This is a genomic window from Pelotomaculum propionicicum (genome assembly GCF_004369225.1).
GTDB classification, from domain to species: Bacteria; Bacillota; Desulfotomaculia; order Desulfotomaculales; family Pelotomaculaceae; genus Pelotomaculum_B; species Pelotomaculum_B propionicicum.
The window spans coordinates 100062-122754 of the sequence record NZ_QFFZ01000007.1 but is presented as its reverse complement, the minus strand read 5'-3'; the positions used below and the strand labels follow the sequence as shown (position 1 = coordinate 122754).

The following is a 22693-nucleotide window of genomic DNA, read 5'->3' as shown; positions in this document are numbered from 1 at the left end:
GTTTTTAAACCGGTCATTGCTTCTATGGGAAAATTCCGGCGGGGTCCAAAACCCAAAAAAATATGTGCTCTTGATACTCATTACGAAAATCTTCAGAAAGAACTCTGCAAAACTTTTGTAACGCTCGGTATCGCTGTATAACACGGCAACGAGCTTTAGACAACATGTTGTCGTTTACGGCGCCTTAAGCGCCTAATATCATGAACGATCTTAAAGGAAGTGCGCGCGGGTTATGGCTTTGATATATTGCCCTGAATGCAAAAAGCAAATATCCGATAAGGCCGAGTGTTGCCCGCACTGCGGTTTGCCCAGGGCATATTTCACACAAATGAGCAATCAAGGCAAGATCATCCCGGTAGAGAAACAAAATAATGATCCTGCTGAAGATTATAAAACCCTGCGTAATATGCTGATTTCTTTTGACAAAGATTATAATGAAATTTTTAACACGCAAAGATACATACCGTCCTCCACCGCGAAAAGGTTTTATAAAAATTATGCTTATTATGTAGGTGTGCTTAAAGACCCTATGGTAAAACAATATATTGCAAATATGTCTGTTTCCATAGGCTTTAATGCTGAGCAAAGCAACCGATTCGTCTCAGCGATGGAGGACTTCTATGAAAAAGTTGATAGATTTAATGAAAAGTTTATAGAGCAAAAACTAATAGAATACAAAGAATACTTTGATAATATTTTAAAGTCGGTTGACGCTAATGTCAGATTAGACGATGAACAGCGCAAGGCTGTTTTGACCGATGAAGATTATTGTCTGCTGATAGCGGGAGCCGGCGCCGGGAAAACAACCACAATGGCGGCCAAGGTTAAATATTTGGTTGAAAAGCAAAGTGTAACGCCAAAGGATATTATTGTAATCTCATATACAAATAAGGCTATTGATGAACTTAAAGAGCGGATTAATTGCAAACTCAATATCCCCGTAAAAATATGCACTTTTCACTCATTCGGCTATGAAATACTTCGTAAATCCAGCGATGTGCCGCCTAATGTAAACTATAAGGCTTATAGCATTATTATTGATTATCTTGAGAAGAGAGTTTTTAACAATAAACGGTTACTTTCAAATCTTGTTAAATTTTTAGGCTTTTATTTTGATATACCGGAAGACATTTTTAAATTTAATTCGCTGAATGATTACTGCACTTACAAAGCAAGTCTCGACTATGAAACAATTAAAAGCAGGCTTGGTGATTATATAAAAACGATTGCGAATAAGAGAACAAAAAAGACGAGAACTATCACCGGCGAATTTTTGAGGTCCGTCCAGGAGGTGCAGATAGCTAATTTTTTATATCTAAACAGTATTGATTATGAGTATGAAAGACCGTATGAATACCCGGTGCCCGGTGCAAATAAGATGTATACACCAGACTTCTTTATAAAGCAGGGTGAAAATGAGTGCTATTTGGAGCATTTTGGTATCACTGAAAATTTCCAAAGCGATATTTACAATAAGTCTCAGTTGGAAAAGTATATACGTCATATTATTGACAAAAGAAAATTGCATAAGTTAAAAGGAACAGCGCTTATTGAGACCTGGTGCCAGTATAATGATAACCGTTCCCTTATAGAACATCTAGAAGAGGAACTGAATAAAAACGGCTTTATCTTGAAGCCCCGCGATAATGAAGAGGTCTATAGAAAACTGACGGAAACAGGCAAAGACAAATATGTTTTTAAACTTATTATGTTCATGATTGAATTTATAGAAAAGTATAAAACCTGTGGTTATGATGAGGCCGGCTTTAAAGTGCTTAGAAATAAAACTGATAATGTGAGGAGCCTCCTTTTTTTAGACATAGCGGAAGAGGTCTACAGGTACTACCAAGATGAATTAAGAAGAAACAACCAGATTGATTTTTCTGACATGATCAACGATGCTGAAAAAATTTTGTATGAAATAAGCCAGTCCAATTATAAGCCGTCATATAAATATATTATTATTGATGAGTTTCAAGACATCGCCCGTCAAAGATTCAACCTTACCAAATCGCTTGTCGATGTAACAGGGGCTAAAGTTGTTGCTGTAGGTGATGACTGGCAGTCAATTTACGCTTTTGCCGGATCTGATATCACGCTTTTTCAAAAGTTTTTAGAGCTTATGGGCAATGGAAAGGAAATGCAGATTACACATACTTATAGGAATTCACAGGAGCTTATTGACATTGCCGGCAGCTTCGTTCAAAAAAACCCGTCACAGATTAAAAAACGTCTTATATCCCCAAAACGGCTAGAAAACCCGGTTATTGTCGAGTGTTTTGAAGATACCTCAAATTATTATAAAAATTGGGCGTCAAAAATCGAAGAAGTTGTAGGGAAAATTGTAGCTGAATATGGGCGTAAAACATCAATACTGATGATCGGCAGATATAATTATGACCTGGATTATCTCGTCCGTTCCGGGAAGTTCGAAGAGATAAAGAAGACTAGAATAAGGTGTTTAAAATACCCGTATACGAATATAACTTTTTTAACTGCCCATAGTTCGAAGGGACTCGGATTTGACAATGTAATACTTGTTAATATGATGGAGGCAAAGTTCGGGTTTCCGTCACAGCTTGAAGACGATCCGATAATGAAACTGGTTACATATACGGATAATACTGTGCCATATGCGGAGGAAAGGCGGCTTTTTTATGTTGCTATGACACGCACAAAAAATAGAGTATATATGATAGCGCCGCGAAAAAGGCCGTCCCGCTTTGTAATTGAGCTTATACAGGATTTCGATATCCCGCACGATGCAAATATAAATATGGAAATAGTCGAAAGGTATACCTTGAAATGCCCTATTTGCGGATCTCCACTTAAATATGAAAATAATAAAAACTATGGCATTCCGCTTTACATGTGTACCAATGAGCCGGAGATATGTGATTTTATGACAAATGATCGGGTGGCGCCACATGACATATATAAATGCCCTAAATGCGCCGATGGCTACATGATAGTGAAGAAGAACAAAAACGATGAAAGCAGGTTTTATGGATGCACAAATTATGACAGGACACAAAAAGGTTGCAGAAATATAGCCAATATAACAATTTGCGCCTCAAATGACTCTCCCCAATAAGCCCTTTGTCCATTCTTGGATTTCCGGTCCAAGCAAGCGGATAACTCACTGCCCCGGTTCTTGCGCAGGAGGGTTTTGTGAACTAATAATTATTGCGCATCTGTTACTTCTTTCCTTTTTTCTTCTTCTTTTTACCAGATTTTTTCTCTCTTCTCCCTTCTGGAAAGAGGAGGTTTTTGTCGGCTTTAGATATACTCTTGCAAAACGTTCTGTCAGCCAACTCGTCACGACGTTTTCCCATATACATTTCGGCCAACGGATAGAAACTTTTGTAATCATCAGGGTATATAGTAAGATCCATAAACCCAATTGCACATGAATCGCTCAGGGTCTCGCCAGGCAATAGCATATCCTGCGCCTTCGGCAGAGCAGACAGGAATTTTTCAAAATCGTCATATATTATAAGAAGATACTCCATTGTACTCGTTAACATGTCGCGCATATCTTCCGCTTTCATCCGTCCATACCGCTTGGCATTAATCAGCACCTGGCGCAGATACCTTGCAGCCGCCTCGTCTTCACCCGCCTCATGAAGTATCTTGCCAAGGGAATAAAGAGATTCCATCTGGGCAGGATCGATTTTCAAAGACTGTTCGAAAGCCACAGCTGCCAGGTCTGGCCGCCCGCCCTTCAGGTAAGAATTTGCCAGCCGGTTCCAGGTAAAAGAATCTTCAGGTTGCCCGGCCAGTTTATTCAAATAATGTTCCTCTGCATCCGTCGCCCAGCGATGCCGGCTACCGTCAGCCAGGTTAAGAACTCCGTAAGTAAACAACTGCTTGCTTGCATCTTTATTATCAAATATAGCGGCAGAAATACTGCCGATGTAAAAAGCCATTTCAGTCTTGGCGGAAAACTTCCAGTAACCCGCCGCGTTGCACTGGCGGCAGCGAAAATACCCGGTGGCCTGGATACAATCCATTATACTTGGGGATTCGATTTCTCCGTCTATAGATTTATCCTGGCTCAAATTCTTGAGCTTTTTATTATCTATTACTACCAAGCCCAGGTCATAATTGCCTTTATGGTTACAACTGGTACAGGTAAGACTATGAACATTTTTAGGAAATTCCCGCGAAAACTTGTCCATTTTCCTGGCGACAATTCTTCCATAATGACCAGGCAGCATGGAAGCAGTCGGGCTGTCAGGAATTTCGGACAGATCCTTTCCGGTAATCAGACTGATTAAGCGTGGGTTAATACCGTATTTTTTATTGATTGCCATTTTCACTTTCCTTTTAACCAACTAGTTTTTAGTCCCGCGCCGCTGTCCCCGGCTAAGAGTAATCGCGCCTTCTATGAAATATTTTTATTTTTGGCCATAACCATAATAGAGGTAGCTAGCTATTCCCTGTCTATTGATGGAAGGCAAGCTCAGCCCCTGTCTTAGCTCAACAGCCGGCAAAGCACCGGGCGCAGCTCATTTGGGACGGCGGCTATCTTCGTATTGCGTCCGTTGATTTTCGCCCGCCCGATAAAAATCAGGCAGCGGAGCCAGAGCTGACCAAGTGTTGACACGGGTGGCTCGTCCTCCCAGTAGAAACCGTCATCATCCATTGACCCAAATTTACGGGTTAGCGTGTTGATGCGGCTCCATCCCTCGCGCTGGAGCAGGTAGCGGAGAAGTTCCTGGCCCGTTGGTTCCATGCCCTGGATAATTTTTTGGAGGTTTTCTTCTTCCTGCAACAAAGCGGTGATCTGCCGCTCCCGGTCGTTACGCAGGCGTTCCGGCGCCAGCGAGTAGGATTGACAAGCGGCGCTCAGCCAGTTGGCCGGCATGTTTTTCATGCCCTGGGTCAAGCTGGGGGATATAGCCAGGCGCTTGTCCTCGACTTGCCGGCGGTACTCCTGGATCATGAAATCACTGTATACATTGATCTCGTTCTCCATATAGATTTTCATCAACAGCTCAGACAGCATCTTTTCAAATTCTTTGTTCTCCGCCGGCGGGCGTTTTGATTCTATTGCAGCAACGTGCTTCACAGCTTTGTCGATTTCCTCTATATCCAGGTACATGTAAGCCATCTCAAAATGCAGTTTAAGGTCATCCATATTCTCGCTAAAAGATTCCAGCATATCGATTAATTGCTGCTTTTTCTTTTCCTCGCCCTGGTTATGGTACAGCCGGACCAGCAAAATCATGGCCGGGGGATAGGCGTTTCCTTCTTCAAGCAAGGGAACTTCCAGCAGGCGGGCGGCCTCCTTAACCTTGCCACCCCTGGCAAGGTTCATGGCCTTTTCGTAAACCCGGGCCATTTTAGCCTCTGTTTCGGGGCTAAAGATATACTCCCGCAGGTATACCTCCCGCTGCTGGTTGTCAATATACATCTGCACGGGTTCACCAGGCTGCAAAACTCCGTTTTCGACAAGAGCCATAGCAGCTGTAATCTTTAATTCGTCGTTTATGGCCGGCGACAGCAGCCAGTCCTTGCCCAGCCGGCAGCCCCACTCCCCTCCGTACCGGATTATGTATGACAAGAATAATTTTCTCAGTTTTATATCCATTTCTTCTTCAAGAATAATGGTCAGGTAGAAGAGTCTGACCGTGCTGTCGCTGATCATTTGCCGCATTTTGACCGGATCGTCTAACGCACCTTCGGCCATTTTCATAATTTTGTCCTGGTCGAAATGGACATATTCAAGGGTGAAATGCGGTATGTTCCCTCTGTCCGCCAGCACGGCGACACGCTGCATAGTCATAAACGGCCGCCAGACATTGGCTATGGAAGCCCAGCAGCTAGCCGCCTGCCGGTACTTTTTCAGGTTGAACGCAGCCACTCCGCCAAAATACGCGCTCTCCCAGTTACTTTGCCGGTCGCGCCACTTGTTATATAGTTCGTAGACCAGTCTATGGTCTTGCAGCGCGCCGGCGGCACGCAGAACAATAACCGCATACTCGTTCCAAGGAGCGAGAGGCTTACCGGAACGGGCCAGTGCCCGAGTTCCTTCATCCATTTCCTTAATGGCTTTTTCCAGCTGCGTCCTGGCAGCCCTGAGCTGTCCGGTTTTGACCAGGGCCAGGCAGGCCAGGCTGTGGGCATAGGGGTTGGGGATGGCGCCGTCTGCCAGGTTTAACTGGAGTGATCGCAGGCATGTATCGTAATCTCCCGCCAGGTAGTGAGCCATTGCAAGGTTGTTGCGGATAACATGGTTTTCCCGGATGGCGAGCGCCTTGTTAAAAGTCTTGACCGCTTTCCCGTAATCGCCTCCTTCCAGGTACTTCCGCCCTTTTTCTTCAAGCCTTTGAATATAGTCGTCCATGTAATTCCACTCCCAATATTAAATGTTACAAACTCGATCCCTTCGGCTCCTACAAATACTCTCCGGTCTTTCCGCCTGTCAGCGCCGGTAGAACCCGTCCTCGTCTAAAAAGTCCTGTATTTTTAGTGTTCAATGACATTTAACTCTTCCATTGGAAAATATCCAACGTTTTTCGTAACCAGGGTAAGAGCATGATCCACAGCAGCTGCGGCAATAAGTGTGTCTGAGACGCTGAGGTTTATTCCCTTTCTCTGAAAATCCCGCTTGTACAAGCCGGCTCTTTTTGCAGTCTTGTAATCTATTTGAATGTAACCCATTGCTTCAAAAAACTCTTCAACCTTTGGCAGTTCCGCGGGGCGGACGCCTGAAAATATTTCTGACACCACTATGGCGCAAACAAAAAGAGAACCTTCCTGTGATAATTTGTCCAGAAAAACTATGGCCTCCTGGCGGCCCCGGAATAAATCTATCAGAATCGTTGTATCCAAAAGAAAACCGTTACTTTTCGTCAAAGAGATCTCTCCTCCTGGCTTCAGATTCCTCTCTTATTTTTCTTACCCAGTTCGAAGTGTCTTCAGATGTTTTTAGTTCAGGATAATCCTTCTCGACAAAAATACCAGCCGCATTGTAGATAGCTTTCCTTTGTTTTAGCCGGTAGAGTTCTTTCCGGGCAGCGTCAATGATAAACTTACTTCTATTGCCATCTTCTATATACTTGTCAATTTCGTCTAAGAGTTCGGCAGGAAATCTAATGGGCGTCAATTTAGTCTCCATTTTTTCACCTTCACCTGTATATACATATTTTATTTAAAGTATATATGTTGCTTTATTCTTTTGCAAGGGGAGATCTACAAAGACTAGCCCGCCCTTCTTCCATTTGCGGCTTGCTAACAGAAGAAGAACGGGCTTTGTTAAATTACCTATCTATCGGTATGCGGATAAAATAATGTCAGCCCTCCGACACCAAAACATCAAAAATGTGGGATTAAAACCCACGTTTTTTTATTTTATTACATCATTTTACTTATGAGATATTAAACATATTTAGGTAAAACACTATCAGGCAAGTAAAATACTTCCCTCCGTCCAGGTTTTTCCTGGTCATGCGGTTGGCCCCATTGTATTCAAAGCCTATCTGCTTTCCTTCCTGCCCCATGTCGGGCGCGACGGCGCGGAAGGTATCATACTTTATGACGAGATTACCTCCGCCCCACGGGCTGTGCAGGCTGCCGCCTACCAGTTGATCCTGGACCGGCGTGTCGGTGAATACCTCCTGCCGGAAGGATGGCGCCAGGTGGCGGCGGGCAACCGGGCCCAGGATAAAGGCGTCAGCAACCAGATGCCCGCGGCGCTGGCCAACAGGATGATCCACTTTGAAGTTACCTGCTCGCTGGAGGATTGGAAGCGCTGGGCGCTCCCCAACAGGATTGACCATAGAGTGATCAGCTTTTTGAACTTCAGGCCTGAACTGCTTTACCGGTTTCCCAACCAGGCCGCTGAAATCAAAGCTTTCCCCAGCCCGCGCAGCTGGGAGTTCGTCCACAAGATCCTCCCCTCCTACGGTCAGGTGGACAGGGCTTTCCCGGCTATCTGCGGGGCGGTCGGCGAAGGCCCCGCCACTGAATTTACCGCCTTCTGCCGGATGTTGGAGCAGATACCCGACGCGGACGAGATCCTGGACGGCAGGACGACAACAGTCCCGGATTCCCCCGATATGATTTACGCCTGTATCGCGGCCCTGGTCAGCAGCCTGTCCAATAATAAAACCACGGCCCGTTTGAGCAACTTCTTTGCCTTTATCTCCATGTTGATGGTCGAGTACCAGGTACTGGCGATCAATGACGCCGTGAAAGCCAACCTCCGGACTGAACTGGTTATGCTGCCTGAATTCCGCGACTGGCTGACCAGGAACACGGATGTCCTGGTGGGAGCAGATTAGTAATTGGGAGGTGCGCCAGTGCCGGATTCTCATTATTTGATCGGCAAGGCCAGGGCCCGGATGCTCATGAAGTATCCCTTCTTCGGCTCCCTGGCCCTCTTCCTGCAGCCCAGGGAGGACCCGTCCACTCCGACCATGAGGACCGAGGGTTTTGAGCTGATTTACCACGATGATTTTGTACAGGGCCTGGTCAATACCGGCGGTATCGCCCGGTTGATGGGCGCCCTGGTCCACGAAGTAATGCACGCGGTTCTCCAGCACATCTGGCGGCGGGGTACCCGGGACAAGGATCTCTGGGACATGGCCTGCGATTATGTCGTAAATCAAATCGTTAAAGAACAGGGGCTCCAGCTTCCGCCCGGCGTTTTCATATCCGACCGTTTTAAAGGCATGACGGCAGATGCCGTCTACAATATCCTGCTCCAGGAACTGCCGCCTAAATCCCAGGGCGAGGCGGGCAATGCCTCCCCGTCAGGGCAAAGCTGCCCGGATAAACACCAGCAGGATAAAAAGCCTGACGGCAAACTCCTGGACGACCATTCCAGGTGGGGTAAGAGCAAGAGCGGACAGGACGAGTCCACCGACTCCAGCGCGGAGGCTTCGACCTGGAAGATGCGCGCCGCCCAGGCGGCCCAGGACGCCCGGCAAAGAGGCCACCTGCCCGCCGGTATGATACAGATAATCGAAAATATCCTGTACCCCAAACTGGACTGGAAGCAGGCTCTGGCTTCCTTTGTCCAGCCGACCCGGTCGGACTACACCTTCATCCCGCCCGACCGGCGTTTCGACTATGTATTCCTGCCGGAGTTCGGCAGCGAAGGGCTGGAAGAGGTCGTTGTGGCCATTGATACTTCCGGTTCGGTCTGGCGTTTCTACAAGCAGTTCATCTCGGAAATGGTCAATATTGTCTACTCCTACCCGGAGTTCAAGGGCTATATCGCCCACTGTGACACGGCTGTCCAACTCTTCCAGGAGCTTGACCCGGACAATATCCCGATGCAGTTTAAAGGCGGCGGCGGGACAAACTTCCGGCCCTTGTTTCAGGAAATCGAAAAACGCGGCATCAGCCCGTCGTTGATGGTCTTACTGACCGACGGAGACGCAACCTTACCCAAGGACCCGCCCCACTACCCCGTGCTATGGGTCCTTACCGGAGAAAATCAACCCATTCCCCACTTCGGTAACGTGGCCTACATGTATTTAGAGTAGGCGCCCTTCAAGCGCGACAAGGGGACTCCGACAGGGGACGGTTCGAAAGTACCGGGATAAACCGGCATAGGAGGCTAACGACTTCATCTCCTCTAAATCCAACTAATAAAAATGCATGGGAGGCTGTATTTATCACACAGCCTCCCTGTAATTTTGATATTCATAAACGGCGCATTCCAGACAATCTCAATATCCAGCTCCGGCCGGTTATACTTTCGTCTGTTTCCATAATAACTATCTTATCAACAAGCAAGGTAATATTTTGTGTTGGTAAGGGCTTTATTTTGAATGAATATCAAGCACCGAACTGGCGCACTAAGCGTCAAATAACAAAGTGTATGGGAAAAGCAAAAACCAGTGTAAACTAAGTTTTTTGATACGAGGATTTAACAATATGAAACTTGGGAATTTTAATGCATTACTTATTCAATTGGCGGATTAGCTTTACCATATTTCGCGCCAACTGTTTGCAGGACGTAGCGAGTAATTCATCATCGACAGCATTGCGCCGCCAGATTACCTTGCCATCCTTGAAGCCTTCCATGAGTGAACCTGCCACAAGAGGGGCCATAATCGCTTCATTCGGGTCGCGGGAATCCACTACGTGCAGTCCATGAAACTGCAAGAAACATTCCATAATTTTTAATGTGGTTTCTTGTCCGCCATAAAGCAATCCGGCAGTGGTTAAGGCTGCGCCTACCTTACCATCAAGTACATTCTTGTATAAATGCAAATAACGGCTACGATCCATAAAATTTTTCATTAAAGTAGTAACGTTGACCCAATATACTGGAGAGCCCAGCAAGATACCATCCGCCGCCAATAACTTTTTTTCTACAATAGCCATATCATCAGTAATAGAACATTGGGTTTTATTTAGACATTTGTTGCAGGCAGCACAAAATTTAATATTTAAGTCAGACAGTTCCAATAACTCAGTAGAAGCACCCAGCGCAGCAGCTTCGTCTAAAACTGTATTAAGAAGAGTTGCTGTATTTTTCCCCTTGCGGTGACTTCCGTTGATTGCAAGTATTTTCATATTTATAACACTCCTTTTTAATTTTCGGGCAAAAATTGTTGCTTAATCAGGTCAATTATAGCAGGGGCCATGGCTTGAATTAATTATTGCAACTCACTTTCTCCTTTTTAACTTTAACTTGCCCAGCGTATGTCTTTGATGGCTGTTTTTTCAGTGAACCAACGCGATCTAGCGAAGAGCCGAAAAATAGCATCTTTTTATTTTGAAAAATGCATTAGAAGTAATCTGGTTAGTCTTTTAGCCAAAATAGATATATCTACTATAGATTACCACACACAAAATCTGAAATATAATATACGTTATCGATAACATTTATTAGTTATAAATATAAGATTTTATGATCAAACTTGTTTTTCCAACAATAGACCATGGAAATTTATAAATATATTTCCTTGGGTAGGATAGAATATCCTTATAGGTGTTATAGACAGGATAAAACACAAAGAATTACTTAAAAAACCCACCACGAAGTAACGCCACCATGAGGGGCGTATGGGAGACCGTGCGGGTTCAAGTCCCGCCTCCGACACCATAATTTGTCCAAAAACCCGCTATTTAGCGGGTTTTTAAGGTGTTTCAGCCCATGATGCTTATGCTATTTATGAGCTTTTGCACCATTTTGACATGAGCGCTGTTATCGACTTAAACAAACGAACCTCCGGCAATCTTTCTCGTAACGGTGATCTTACCTTTAATGAAGATGGCGTTCCTGTATGTCCTTCCGGTCATATCATGGCTTACCACGGCTACTGTAAAGACCGTCAAAGGCACAAGTGGCGCTGCCCCATGACTCTTCATTCTATCCACTGCCCATTCGCTCCAGTCTATGAAATAATTTGTTGGAACGAATTAGTTGGGTATTCATCCAACTTTTAATTCAAGATTTTTATCATTTAATAAATACTGGTTGTAATTATTTATGTTTCTGTATGTACCTCTGGCCTCTGGTTTTTGATAAAGGCAAGAAAAATTATCCCCAGTTTTAATTCCTTGAGGCGCAACAGATAGCAAGTCTTTTCTGTGGTGTTATGAAAAGCAATATTCATTATGGGATGCAGTAAAACCGCATTGTTTGCCGCTATAGCATATGCTATAATATCCATAATATGGAGGTGGCGTGCGAATGGCGCTTGATGAAATACTTAAAAAGATTCGGACAGAACTGAATCTCACGCAAGAACAGCTTGCCCGCGATCTGAATGTCAGCTTTTCCACGCTTAACCGCTGGGAGAACAGTCACACCATGCCAAGCCGATTAGCAAGAATGCGGATGCTGGATTATTGCACTAAGAATGGCGTATCGGCTGAGATTATTTCTGAACTGGAACGCGCGAAGTAGCATTCGCGCTCAAAATACTATGGGCGAGGAGATTAAAAATGGACAACAGGAAAGAACAGGAACGAGCGGAGTTGCACCGCACGATCTGGAATATCGCCAATGACCTCAGAGGCAGCGTTGATGGCTGGGACTTTAAGCAATATGTCCTCGGTATGCTGTTTTACCGCTACATATCGGAAAATATTACCGCCTATATTAATGCCGGGGAATGGGAAGCCGGCAATACTGAGTTTGACTATGCCAGGCTTTCCGACAGCGAGGCTGAACAGGCGCGCGAGGATTTGGTCAAGACAAAAGGCTTCTTTATTCTGCCCGGCGAGCTTTTTGAGAATGTCCGTGCCCGCGCCAAAGACGATGAAAACTTAAATGAAACCCTTGAACGCGTATTCAGCAATATTGAGGCATCAGCACAAGGAACGGACAGCGAGGATAATTTCAAAGGCCTGTTTGACGATATTGACGTCAACAGCAACAAGCTGGGCTGCACAGTGGCAAAGCGCAATGAAAAGCTGGCCAAGTTATTGAATGCCGTCGCTGAAATGAAACTGGGAGATTACAAGGATAATACAATCGACGCGTTCGGCGACGCTTATGAGTTCCTGATGGGCATGTACGCTTCCAATGCCGGAAAGAGCGGCGGCGAGTATTATACGCCGCAGGAGGTTTCCGAACTGCTCACCCACCTTACCCTTGTGGGAAAAACCGGGGTTAACAAGGTCTATGACCCTGCCTGCGGCTCCGGCTCGCTGCTCTTAAAGTTTGCCAAGATCCTCGGCAAAGAAAATGTGCGTCTGGGTTTCTTCGGCCAGGAAATCAACATCACCACCTACAACCTGTGCCGTATCAATATGTTCCTGCACGATATAGATTATGACAAGTTTGATATTGCCCTTGGCGATACCTTGACCGATCCGCAGCATTGGGACGACGAGCCCTTTGAGGCCATTGTTTCCAATCCGCCTTATTCCATCAAGTGGAAAGGCGACAGCGACCCGATTCTGATCAACGACCCGCGCTTTTCGCCCGCAGGGGTGCTCGCTCCTAAATCCAAGGCCGACCTTGCCTTTATCATGCACAGCCTTTCCTGGCTGGCCACCAGCGGAACGGCGGCGATCGTATGCTTTCCCGGCGTGATGTACCGCGGCGGCGCGGAACAGAAGATACGCAAGTACCTGATCGACAACAACTACATCGACTGTGTGATCCAGCTGCCGGACAACCTGTTTTACGGCACGAGCATTGCCACCTGCATTATGGTGCTCAAAAAATCCAAAGCCGAGAACAGCACCCTGTTCATCGATGCTTCCAAGGAATGTGTGAAGGTCACCAACAACAACAAGCTGACGCAGAAGAACATTGACGCCATTCTTAACGCTTTTACGAGCAGAAAGGATATAGCGCACTTTTCAAGGCTTGTGCCAAACAGCAAAATCGCAGAACAGGATTATAACCTTTCTGTTTCCACCTATGTGGAGCAGGAGGACACGCGGGAAAAGATAGATATTGTTGCTCTTAATGCCGAGATAGAGGAAATCGTGGCGCGGGAACAGGTTCTGCGGGATGAAATTGCCAAGATCATCGCGGAAATAGACCTGCCTGCCGGCCCGTCCGTACGACAGGCGGACAGGCAGGGGTGGGGAAAATGAACATTATTCAAAATATTCCGCAGGGGGAAAATGGCAAATGGTATGTCTATATTATTCTTTGCAATAACGGTAGTCTATACAAAGGCTTTACAGATGATTTAGAGCGCAGATATTATCAGCATTTAACTGGAGCCGGAGCAAAATATACAAAACAGCACAAACCAATTGGACTGGTTTATTTTGAAGAATATGACAAGAAAGAAGATGCTGCGGCAAGGGAGAAATATTTCAAATCAGGAACTGGTAGGGAATGGTTGAAAAATAAACTGGTTGGTGATATACAATGAGCAGATTGGAACAGTTAATAGCCGAGCTTTGCCCTGATGGGGTGGAGTATAAGGCATTGGGGGAATTTGGCACGATGATTCGAGGCAATGGGTTGCAGAAGAAGGATTTTACTGAGTCCGGGATTGGGTGCATCCATTACGGTCAGATTTACACCTATTATGGGGCTTTTGCATATGAAACGAAGTCATTTGTATCGCCGGATCTAGCCAAGCAACTGAAAAAAGTGAATACAGGTGATCTGATAATTGCTATAACAAGTGAAAATATTGAGGATGTATGCAAGTGTGTTGCCTGGCTGGGCGACGAAGAAATCGTCACCGGAGGTCATTCTGCAATCTTCAAGCATGATCAAGATGCAAAATATCTTTCGTACTATTTTCAGACAGAGGCTTTTTTTACTCAAAAGAAGAAAATAGCGAATGGTACGAAGGTCATTGAGGTTTCTCCGCAAAAACTTGAGCAGGTTCGCATCCCTCTCCCGCCTCTTCCAGTTCAGCGTGAAATTGTCCGGATACTGGACAATTTCACGGAGCTTACAGCGGAGCTTACAGCGGAGCTTACAGCGGAGCTTACAGCGCGGAAAAAGCAATATGAGTATTATCGTAACCATCTGCTGACATTTGGCGACGATGTGCCGATTGTTACGTTGGGAGAGATTTCAATAAAGACCTATTCCGGTGGTACGCCACTGGCAAATCACGCCGACTATTATGGCGGTGATATTCCTTGGCTTCGCACACAAGAAGTGCGTTTTGGGGACATTTATGATACCGAAATGCGAATCACTCCAGCGGCGTTAAAGAATTCAGCAGCCAAATGGATACCGAAAAATTGTGTTATTATTGCAATTTCAGGAGCGACTGCGGGAAGGTCTGCTATTAATAAGATTCCATTGACCACCAATCAACACTGTTGCTGTTTGGAGATCAACCCTCATAAAGCACACTATCGCTATGTTTTTCATTGGGTTAGCAGTCAGTACGAAAAACTGAAAGCACTCGGACAAGGAGCACGTTCCGACTTAAATTCAGGTATTATCAAAAGCTACCCAATCCCCCTTCCTCCCCTCGAAGAACAGGAACGCATCGTTGCTATCCTCGACCGCTTCGACGCCCTGTGCAACGACCTGACCAGCGGCCTGCCCGCCGAAATCGAGGCAAGGCGCAAGCAGTATGAATATTACCGGGATAAGCTATTAACCTTCCCTGCCTGCCGGCAGGCGGGCCCTGCCTGTCCGGCCCGTCCGTCCGACCTGCCCGTCCGGCAGGCGGGCAGGCGGGCCCTGCCTGCCGGCAGGCAGGAAGGCGGGAAGGAGGTGACGGCATGAGTACATACAATATCGTTGCCAGCACCGACGAAGCGACGGTTGTTGCCGAATATGCCGCTGAATACAGCGTCCGCTCGGAAAAATACCAGAGCGAGGCGGAGCTTGAATGCGAGTTTATCCGCCTGCTGACCTCGCAGGGGTATGAATACCTGGCAATCCACAACGAAGCCGCACTGGCCGCAAACTTGCGCAGGCAGCTTGAACTGCTCAATGACTTCACCTTCACGGACGGTGAATGGGACAGGTTTTTCACTGAATGCATCGCCGACGCCAATGAGGGGATTGTAGAAAAGACCCGGAAAATCCAGGATGACCATATACAGATACTGCGCCGGGATGACCTGCCTGACGGCAAGGCAGGCGGCACGACCAAGAACATCTACCTTTTGGACAAAAAGAACATCCACAACAACCGACTGCAGGTCATCAACCAGTACGAGGAATCGGGCGGCACTCACGAAACGCGGTATGACGTGACGATTCTTGTGAACGGGCTGCCCCTGGTTCATGTGGAACTGAAACGGCGCGGCGTCGCCATCCGGGAAGCGTTCAATCAGATCAACCGCTACCAGCGCGACAGCTTTTGGGCATCAATGGGTTTGTTTGAATATGTGCAGATTTTTGTGATCTCCAACGGTACCCACACGAAGTATTACAGCAACACCACGCGCAGCGCGCATATTAAAGAGCAAAGCGGCAGCGAACGCCGAAGGAGCAAGAAAACGAGCAACAGCTTTGAGTTTACCAGCTTTTGGGCGGATGCGAACAACAAAATCATCCCTGACCTGGTGGACTTTACCAGGACTTTTTTCGCCAAGCACACCCTCTTGAATATACTGACCAAATATTGCGTGTTTACATCCGAAGAGCTGCTGCTTGTCATGCGTCCGTATCAAATCGCGGCGACGGAACGCATATTGTCCCGCATTGCCATATCGACTAACTACAAGAAAATGGGGACGACGGCAGCGGGCGGATATATCTGGCACACCACCGGCTCCGGGAAAACCCTGACCAGCTTCAAAACAGCACAATTGGCTTGCGCCCTGCCCTATGTGGACAAGGTATTGTTCGTCGTCGACCGCAAAGACCTGGACTACCAGACGATGAAGGAATACGACCGCTTTGAAAAGGGCGCCGCAAACGGGAACACGTCTACAAGGGTTCTTCAGCAGCAGCTGGAAGACAGAAATGAAAAAGGCAATCCCCACGAATACAAAATCATCGTCACCACGATTCAAAAACTGGATATGTTTATCCGCAAAAACAAACAGCACGACATCTACAAAAAACACGTCGTGTTGATTTTCGACGAGTGCCACCGTTCCCAGTTTGGCGATATGCACCAGGCCATCACGAAGAGCTTTAAGAACTACCATATCTTCGGCTTTACGGGAACGCCGATCTTCGCCGCGAATGCCGGTTCAGGCGGCAACCCTCTGCTGCGGACGACCGAGCAGGCTTTTGGCGAAAAACTGCACACCTACACCATTGTGGACGCCATCAATGACGGAAATGTATTGCCTTTCAGGATAGACTTCATCAATACCATCAAGATGCCGGACTACATAGACGACAAAAAGGTTTATGCCATAGACCGCGAAAAAGCCTTGGCAGACCCACAGCGGATCAGCGAAATTGTTGCCTATGTTCTAGATCACTTCGATCAAAAAACAAAGCGCAGCAGTTTCTATACATTTTCCGCCAAATGGGAAGAAGCCGACAAGCAGAATCCAAAGAAAATCATTGAAAAGCGTGAAACCAGGCGCGTGGCGGGATTTAATTCCATATTCGCCGCCGCATCGATTCCGATGGAGATAAGATATTATAACGAGTTTAAAAAGCAGATTGCGGAAAAGAACCGCAACCTCACCATAGCAACCATCTTCAGCTTTAGCGCAAACGAGGATGAACCGGACGGGCTGCTGCCGGACGAGGACTTCAATATGGACAACCTTGACCAGAGCTCCCGCGATTTTCTTGACGCGGCGATCAGGGATTACAATGCAACATTCAATACGAATTACGACACGTCTTCCGACAAGTTTCAAAACTATTACAAAGACCTTTCCCTACGCATGAAAAACCGGGAGATTGATCTGCTGATTGTGGTCAATATGTTCCTGACCGGCTTTGACGCGACCACCCTCAACACGCTCTGGGTGGACAAAAACCTGAAGCAGCATGGGCTGATTCAGGCATTTTCGCGGACAAACCGCATTTTAAACAGCGTCAAGACTTTTGGCAATATCGTCTGCTTCCGCGACTTGAAGGAGGCAACGGACAAGGCCATTGCTCTTTTCGGCAACAAGGACGCAGGCGGTATTGTACTGCTCAAAACCTACAACGAATACTATAACGGATATGATGAAAAAGGCGAGCACAAGCCGGGCTATGAAGAACTGATTGCCGACCTTACCACGCAGTATCCGCTTGGACAGCCTATTATCGGCGAAGAAGCCCAAAAGGGCTTTATCCGGCTGTATGGAGCAATTTTAAGGCTGAGGAATATCCTTACTTCCTTCGACGACTTCGCAGGCAATGAAATTTTGTCGGAAAGGGATTTTCAGGACTATCAGAGCATCTATATCGACCTGTACCAGGAATTCCGAAAAGGCGCTGACGGTGACAAAGAAACCATTAATGATGACATTGTTTTTGAGATTGAACTGATCCGGCAGATAGAGGTAAACATTGACTACATCCTTATGCTTGTGGCCAAATATCAAGAATCCAACTGCAAGGATAAAACTATTCTTACAACCATCGATAAGGCTATTAATTCTAGCATTGAGCTTCGCAGCAAGAAAGAGCTTATCGAGCGTTTCATAGAACAGGTCAACACATCGACCAAGGTGGATGAGGATTGGCGCAAATTCTTGCATGAACGTAAAGAAGCGGATATTACAGCCATTATAGAAGAAGAAAGGTTAAAGCCTGAAGAAACGCGGCGTTTCATTGATAACGCCTTTCGAGACGGTATGTTGAAAACAACAGGCACAGCCATTGATAAAATTATGCCGCCCGTGTCGCGCTTTGGCGGTGCCCGGGCGGTCAAGAAGCAGGGAATTATTGAAAAGCTGCTTAAATTCTTCGAGAAGTATTTGGGATTGGTATAAACAAAGACCACACTTTGTCGATTTCCTCTATATCCAGGTACATGTAAGCCATCTCAAAATGCAGTTTAAGGTCATCCATATTCTCGCTAAAAGATTCCAGCATATCGATTAATTGCTGCTTTTTCTTTTCCCCGCCCTGGTTTATGGTACAGCCGGACCAGCAAATGCGGATAACACATTTAACTCTTCCATTGGCATAACCTTCACTAGAAGCCGTTGCGATGCCTTCGCCATTCGGTTTGCAATAACTATGCAGGTCAAATATATTTAGCCCACATAAGCATTTGACGGATCTCTGATATTGATTATACCGCCAGGAATCCGCCAAATAAAATAATATAAAATTGCTTGTATCAATAAGGGCATTGCCGGCGCAGGTCAGGCCCCCAATATATCAGCGGCATCAGTTATGTCAAGTTCCAGCATTTTTATCATTGCGGACATTCTAACAACGTTCATTTCAACACATTTAATGCCACAGCTGCAGCCCAATTCTTTTAAACTTTCCGCTTCCTGTTTAATTTTAGCAATAACATCAGCCATTTCGCGAATTTTGGTTTTCTCCATCAAAATGTATCGCCACCTTTTTATGATTACTTCCTGAGATCTTGAAAACGCTTGGCTTTTACTTGATACCTGGGCAGGGAACCATAAGGGTGACTTTCGAAGATAAAGTTCAGGTTGGTCTTTATTCTCAATATTTTGGCCAAATCGGCCTCCACTTCTTTTTCCTGGCCCTCACAACCGGGTGCCAATTCATATTTTAGGATGATCTTGTCTATTTCCCCATCTTTTTTAACAATTAATTCATATTCGTTACCTAGCTGATGCATACTGCGCACAGCCTCTTCCACCGATACAGGACTAAACAGTACGCCTTTAACTTTTGTAATATGGTCAGTACGGCCTTGAACCCCGCCTTTAAATACGCGGTGTGTGCGGCCGCAGGCACAGCTGTTTTCACTCCACATAGCCACGTCTTTACTGTCGTAGCGGATGCATGGCTGGGCCATCCGGTCAAAAGAGGTAAGAACGATCTTCCCTAGTTTATTAGGTTCTTCAATTGGTTCCCCGGTTTCCAAATCCAAGAGTTCCACCAGGAAAAATCCCTCGTTAACATGCAAACCACCCGGCTTATAATTACACTCGTATCCCCACGCACCCATTTCAGTCGCGCCGACATGGTCGTATACATTACAGCCCCAGGCTTCTTCCATCCTTTTCTTGGTGGTGGGAACGCTTGCACCCGGTTCACCCGCGCACAGGATTTTCTTGATCCCCAAATCTCTCGGATCCATGCCCAGTTTCCGGCAAGCGTCCGCCATACCAAGAACATAAGTAGGTGTAGCCATGAAAGCGGTGGCCTTGAGTTCCTTCATCTTCAGTACTCTTTCTTCGGTGTTAAGTAAAGCCCCTGAGACAACCTCACAACCGATTTTTTCGGCAGCATAGTGGCCGGCCCAGAAGGCAACAAATACATTGTAACCGAATGGAAGAAAAACCCTGTCTGTATTCCTGAAACCCATCGCCCACAAGAATTGACACCAAGTTTCGGCCCACCACTCCCAGTCCTGCCATGTATCAGGCTGAAATATCGGTTGCCCGGTGGTGCCGCTGGTTTGATGGTAAACTGTGACCTCTTCTAAAGGCACGCAAAGAGAATCACCGTAAGGCCACGGCTCCTTATACTGGGCCTCCCGGTAATTCTCTTTTTCAATCATCGGAACTTTCCTGATATCGTCCCACGTTCTAACATCTTCGGGGGTTAATCCGACCGCGTCATAAAGCTTCCGGTAAAGTCTGGATCTATCGTATGCCCATTTAAATATCCTTTTAAACTTTACCAGCTGCAGTTCCCTCAACTTTTCCACAGGCATGGTTTCCAAAATTGGATTCCAATAGATATCCAGACTTTGCATGTTAACCACCTCCGAAATTAAAGCCATCGCTGCTGCAAACAAGCTTATAAGGAGATTTAAAAGGGGATATTAAATACTCTCAAATTTATAAAGTGCGGTCAAAAGAATAACGGCTTACCTTCAACAAAAGTATTCTCACTTAGCAAGATATTTTTTTCACTATTCCTGCTTTAATTTTATCTTATATTGTTAAATGAAGAATTTGAAATATATGTTTGCGATTGCATTAATAATTAATACTAATCAATATAATTCCGGCAGTAAACACCAGAAAAATCTCCAAAAAAATATCCGGCATTATTTCCCAAATTGCTGTCTTCTTGTCTTGCTGTTGTATACCTTATTATTTCAACAGAAAAAACATATGGTTGTATGTTGCTCTATTTACAATAGTATCCTTTTTATCTGAATGGGAGCTTACCCATGTTATTGGCGAAGCCTCCATCCCCTCGCATTGAACCGGATACCACAATAGCCCGTTGTTCTGTTCAAACACCGGCAGCACCGCCTTGCGGCCGGCGGAGGTTAAGCAGTTAAGAAGAGCGCCTGGCCATGGAAGAAAAATTTCAGGGAAATTGCCTTGATCGAAGCCTGTTTATTGGTTCTGTCCCATCTCGTCCAACGTCATGTCCTGATTCATGTCTTTATAAAGAAACTTTCTTACAACCAGTATTGGGGATATTTGCGTGTAGATACTAAATTGTTAAATATAAGAGCCTCCAGAATAAGTACAGTTGCTCCTAAAGCCACAGGCAAAAAGATAAAATTGAAACCTTGGCCATTAAAAACCGCAACAAAGGCCGTAGCGCCGCCAGGTGGATGCAATGTTCTTGTAACCAGCATTAATGTTATAGCAAAGGCAACCGCCAGGGTTACCGCCCACCAGTCGCTGCCGAACAATTTAAAAGTAATTACACCAGATAGTGCAGAAAGCACATGACCTCCCAGAACGTTGCGCGGTTGTGCCATGGGCATATGACAGGTTGCATAGAGCAAGGCAACTGAAGCCCCAAAAGAAGGAATTAACAGTGGTACATTGTAATGGATACTAACTAAGGCAATAGGTCCTATACCAAGAAAACTGCCAATAGATGAGAGGCAAACTTCCTCCCATTTTATTTCTGGCTGGCAGCATTTTTCACTGCAACGCATCTTTTTGAAATATGACTTCATAGTACTTACTATATTGATTTTAATTCTTTCTTTTCCGTCAGCAATTGAACTATCAGCATCAACAACAGGTTTATTAGGCAAATTCCTCATCTCCACAAAGAATAAATCTTTCAGTTAGGTAATAATGTACTTTTTTATTATGATAATTAGAAATAAAATAGTTATCAACTGATTTATCTGCTGAATTAGAAAACACCCGGCAAAGAGTTCGAACCCACAGACTGCAATTCAAAACTCCCTTTTATGTGACCATACTGAAGATTCTCAATAAGCGAAGGTAATGATTCGCTTCCCTTAAGACATGGTCAGCCAAAAGCGGCAATATAATGGACTTGATTTTGCAAGCCAGGATACCCTCCGTGCCCCGCCGTTTGAATTCTCTTATCCCCACGGTCTCTCGCAGGCTTTCCCGGGTAACCAGCGGCAGCAGGTTGATTTGGTTGTGCGCGGCCATGGCCTCCGCGGCCAGCATGTCAAACTCCCTGCCAAAATTGTTGGCTGTCTGGAATAAAGCCTCCTCGGTAGGGTCCAAAAGCCCCCTGATAAACTTCGCATGTTCCGCCATGATCCTGTTCCAGAAAGACTCCTGTTCAACAGCGAATGTTGCTATATCCACTGCAACTCTGTTTTGCAGCCTGGTGAGCAATTCCGTAAATAATATGGCTTCCCTGCGGATGTGGTCAATTAAGAGCGGGTAGTTAAAGGTGAACAGCCTGCAGGCCAGGACACTGTCCAGCACCAGAGTCTTAAAACTGATCAAGGACTGCGTGGTTGCTATGGCTTTCTGATTCAAATCAGCCACCTGCTGTACCAGCGTTTGCAGATTTAAAGTTTGCGCCCCTTTGGTCAGAGCAAGCTCAGCCACTGTAATACTGGTGTCTATCGGAATACTGGTGAAAAATTGGGTCGCTTTTTCAGCGTTCAGTGTAAAATTGGTGACTATTTCACCTGAAGTCAGCACGTCCGGGCCGACACATCTTTGCGCCAGGGATACCGCCTCTTTTAGCAAAGCCTCGAATTGCTGTTTAAAAGCATCCGCCTGCTTGGCCAGGTCGGGATTGGCGGGAGTAAAACCTCCTTCGATGAAGAAGGAATGCTCCTTCATAATTCTTAAAAAGAACAGGTTTAAGTCAAGCGATTGCCTTACAAAATCTTCATTAGATAACATTTGAATTAACTCCTTTCGAGTACCCGTTGCTATGTAAATCCAACCAAAATTGTATATCATATTATTCCCTTGCCATATAATAGGTGCTTTTTTATAGAAATGTCCCGGCTAAGAAACCATAGAGCAATAAAAATGCCCCCTATTCTCAGGAGGTCATTTCAAACACCATGGACTT

At 45.7% G+C, this 22693-nt stretch carries 20 protein-coding genes; 8 read left to right on the top strand and 12 right to left on the bottom strand.

Annotation, left to right across the window (positions count from 1 at the left end; genetic code table 11):
• Positions 1-232 precede the first annotated feature (232 nt).
• Entirely contained in the window at positions 233-3094 is a 2862-nt protein-coding gene (locus Pmgp_RS05320) for a UvrD-helicase domain-containing protein (RefSeq protein ID WP_134212938.1), read from the top strand.
• 103 nt (positions 3095-3197) lie between these two features.
• Here Pmgp_RS05320 and Pmgp_RS05315 read toward each other — a convergent pair whose 3' ends face one another.
• The 5 genes from Pmgp_RS05315 to Pmgp_RS05295 form a co-directional block, all read right to left on the bottom strand.
• Positions 3198-4316, bottom strand: coding sequence for a tetratricopeptide repeat protein (locus tag Pmgp_RS05315; protein ID WP_134212937.1), 1119 nt, complete (start codon positions 4314-4316; stop codon positions 3198-3200).
• A 161-nt stretch (positions 4317-4477) separates the two neighbouring features.
• Positions 4478-6352: a tetratricopeptide repeat protein gene (locus Pmgp_RS05310; protein WP_134212936.1), complete on the bottom strand. Its 1875-nt coding sequence runs from the start codon at positions 6350-6352 to the stop codon at positions 4478-4480.
• A 122-nt stretch (positions 6353-6474) separates the two neighbouring features.
• Complete coding sequence (locus Pmgp_RS05305) at positions 6475-6864, bottom strand: type II toxin-antitoxin system VapC family toxin (protein WP_134212935.1); 390 nt, start codon at positions 6862-6864, stop codon at positions 6475-6477.
• Positions 6851-7126 carry a YlcI/YnfO family protein gene (locus tag Pmgp_RS05300; RefSeq protein ID WP_134212934.1) on the bottom strand — a complete coding sequence of 92 codons (276 nt, stop codon included), beginning with the start codon at positions 7124-7126 and terminating at the stop codon, positions 6851-6853. The genes Pmgp_RS05305 and Pmgp_RS05300 overlap by 14 nt, the downstream gene beginning before the upstream one ends.
• Before the next feature lie 250 nt (positions 7127-7376).
• Positions 7377-7724 carry a hypothetical protein gene (locus Pmgp_RS05295; protein ID WP_134212933.1) on the bottom strand — a complete coding sequence of 116 codons (348 nt, stop codon included), beginning with the start codon at positions 7722-7724 and terminating at the stop codon, positions 7377-7379.
• Here Pmgp_RS05295 and Pmgp_RS05290 point away from each other — a divergent pair.
• Both Pmgp_RS05290 and Pmgp_RS05285 read left to right on the top strand, forming a co-directional pair.
• Positions 7716-8291, top strand: coding sequence for a hypothetical protein (locus Pmgp_RS05290; RefSeq protein ID WP_134212932.1), 576 nt, complete (start codon positions 7716-7718; stop codon positions 8289-8291). The genes Pmgp_RS05295 and Pmgp_RS05290 overlap by 9 nt on opposite strands.
• Before the next feature lie 18 nt (positions 8292-8309).
• Positions 8310-9500: a vWA domain-containing protein gene (locus Pmgp_RS05285; protein WP_134212931.1), complete on the top strand. Its 1191-nt coding sequence runs from the start codon at positions 8310-8312 to the stop codon at positions 9498-9500.
• 418 nt (positions 9501-9918) lie between these two features.
• Here the strand turns inward: Pmgp_RS05285 and Pmgp_RS05280 are convergent, their stop codons facing one another.
• Together Pmgp_RS05280 and Pmgp_RS19650 are read right to left on the bottom strand one after the other, a co-directional pair.
• The gene (locus tag Pmgp_RS05280) at positions 9919-10539 is read right to left on the bottom strand and encodes a flavodoxin family protein (RefSeq protein WP_134212930.1); all 621 of its coding nucleotides are present in this window, start codon (positions 10537-10539) and stop codon (positions 9919-9921) included.
• A 642-nt stretch (positions 10540-11181) separates the two neighbouring features.
• Positions 11182-11346: a hypothetical protein gene (locus Pmgp_RS19650; RefSeq protein WP_192902794.1), complete on the bottom strand. Its 165-nt coding sequence runs from the start codon at positions 11344-11346 to the stop codon at positions 11182-11184.
• A gap of 316 nt (positions 11347-11662) precedes the next feature.
• On the opposite strand from Pmgp_RS19650, the gene Pmgp_RS05275 reads away from it, so the two are divergent.
• From Pmgp_RS05275 to Pmgp_RS05255, 5 genes are read left to right on the top strand one after another with little or no spacing between them, the layout of a single operon-like run.
• A complete protein-coding gene (locus Pmgp_RS05275) occupies positions 11663-11878 on the top strand; it encodes a helix-turn-helix domain-containing protein (RefSeq protein WP_134212929.1) in 216 nt (71 codons plus the stop codon).
• 38 nt (positions 11879-11916) lie between these two features.
• Positions 11917-13524: a type I restriction-modification system subunit M gene (locus tag Pmgp_RS05270; RefSeq protein ID WP_134212928.1), complete on the top strand. Its 1608-nt coding sequence runs from the start codon at positions 11917-11919 to the stop codon at positions 13522-13524.
• Positions 13521-13811, top strand: coding sequence for a GIY-YIG nuclease family protein (locus Pmgp_RS05265; RefSeq protein ID WP_134212927.1), 291 nt, complete (start codon positions 13521-13523; stop codon positions 13809-13811). Before Pmgp_RS05270 ends, Pmgp_RS05265 begins: the two co-directional genes overlap by 4 nt.
• Entirely contained in the window at positions 13808-15139 is a 1332-nt protein-coding gene (locus Pmgp_RS05260; RefSeq protein ID WP_134212926.1) for a restriction endonuclease subunit S, read from the top strand. Before Pmgp_RS05265 ends, Pmgp_RS05260 begins: the two co-directional genes overlap by 4 nt.
• Positions 15136-18258 (top strand): type I restriction endonuclease subunit R, encoded by a 3123-nt coding sequence (locus Pmgp_RS05255; protein WP_134212925.1) that lies wholly within the window; start codon positions 15136-15138, stop codon positions 18256-18258. Before Pmgp_RS05260 ends, Pmgp_RS05255 begins: the two co-directional genes overlap by 4 nt.
• A 378-nt stretch (positions 18259-18636) precedes the next feature.
• Here Pmgp_RS05255 and Pmgp_RS05250 read toward each other — a convergent pair whose 3' ends face one another.
• From Pmgp_RS05250 to Pmgp_RS05230, 5 genes are all read right to left on the bottom strand, one after another.
• Complete coding sequence (locus tag Pmgp_RS05250; RefSeq protein ID WP_153189186.1) at positions 18637-18825, bottom strand: hypothetical protein; 189 nt, start codon at positions 18823-18825, stop codon at positions 18637-18639.
• A gap of 26 nt (positions 18826-18851) precedes the next feature.
• Positions 18852-20177 carry a phenylacetate--CoA ligase family protein gene (locus Pmgp_RS05245; RefSeq protein WP_134212923.1) on the bottom strand — a complete coding sequence of 442 codons (1326 nt, stop codon included), beginning with the start codon at positions 20175-20177 and terminating at the stop codon, positions 18852-18854.
• A 343-nt stretch (positions 20178-20520) separates the two neighbouring features.
• Positions 20521-20742: a transporter substrate-binding protein gene (locus tag Pmgp_RS20985; protein WP_486644360.1), complete on the bottom strand. Its 222-nt coding sequence runs from the start codon at positions 20740-20742 to the stop codon at positions 20521-20523.
• Positions 20743-20837: 95 nt separating this feature from the next.
• Positions 20838-21431 (bottom strand): HPP family protein, encoded by a 594-nt coding sequence (locus Pmgp_RS05235; protein WP_243119735.1) that lies wholly within the window; start codon positions 21429-21431, stop codon positions 20838-20840.
• 160 nt (positions 21432-21591) lie between these two features.
• Positions 21592-22518 carry a DUF2935 domain-containing protein gene (locus Pmgp_RS05230; RefSeq protein WP_134212922.1) on the bottom strand — a complete coding sequence of 309 codons (927 nt, stop codon included), beginning with the start codon at positions 22516-22518 and terminating at the stop codon, positions 21592-21594.
• Positions 22519-22693 lie beyond the last annotated feature (175 nt).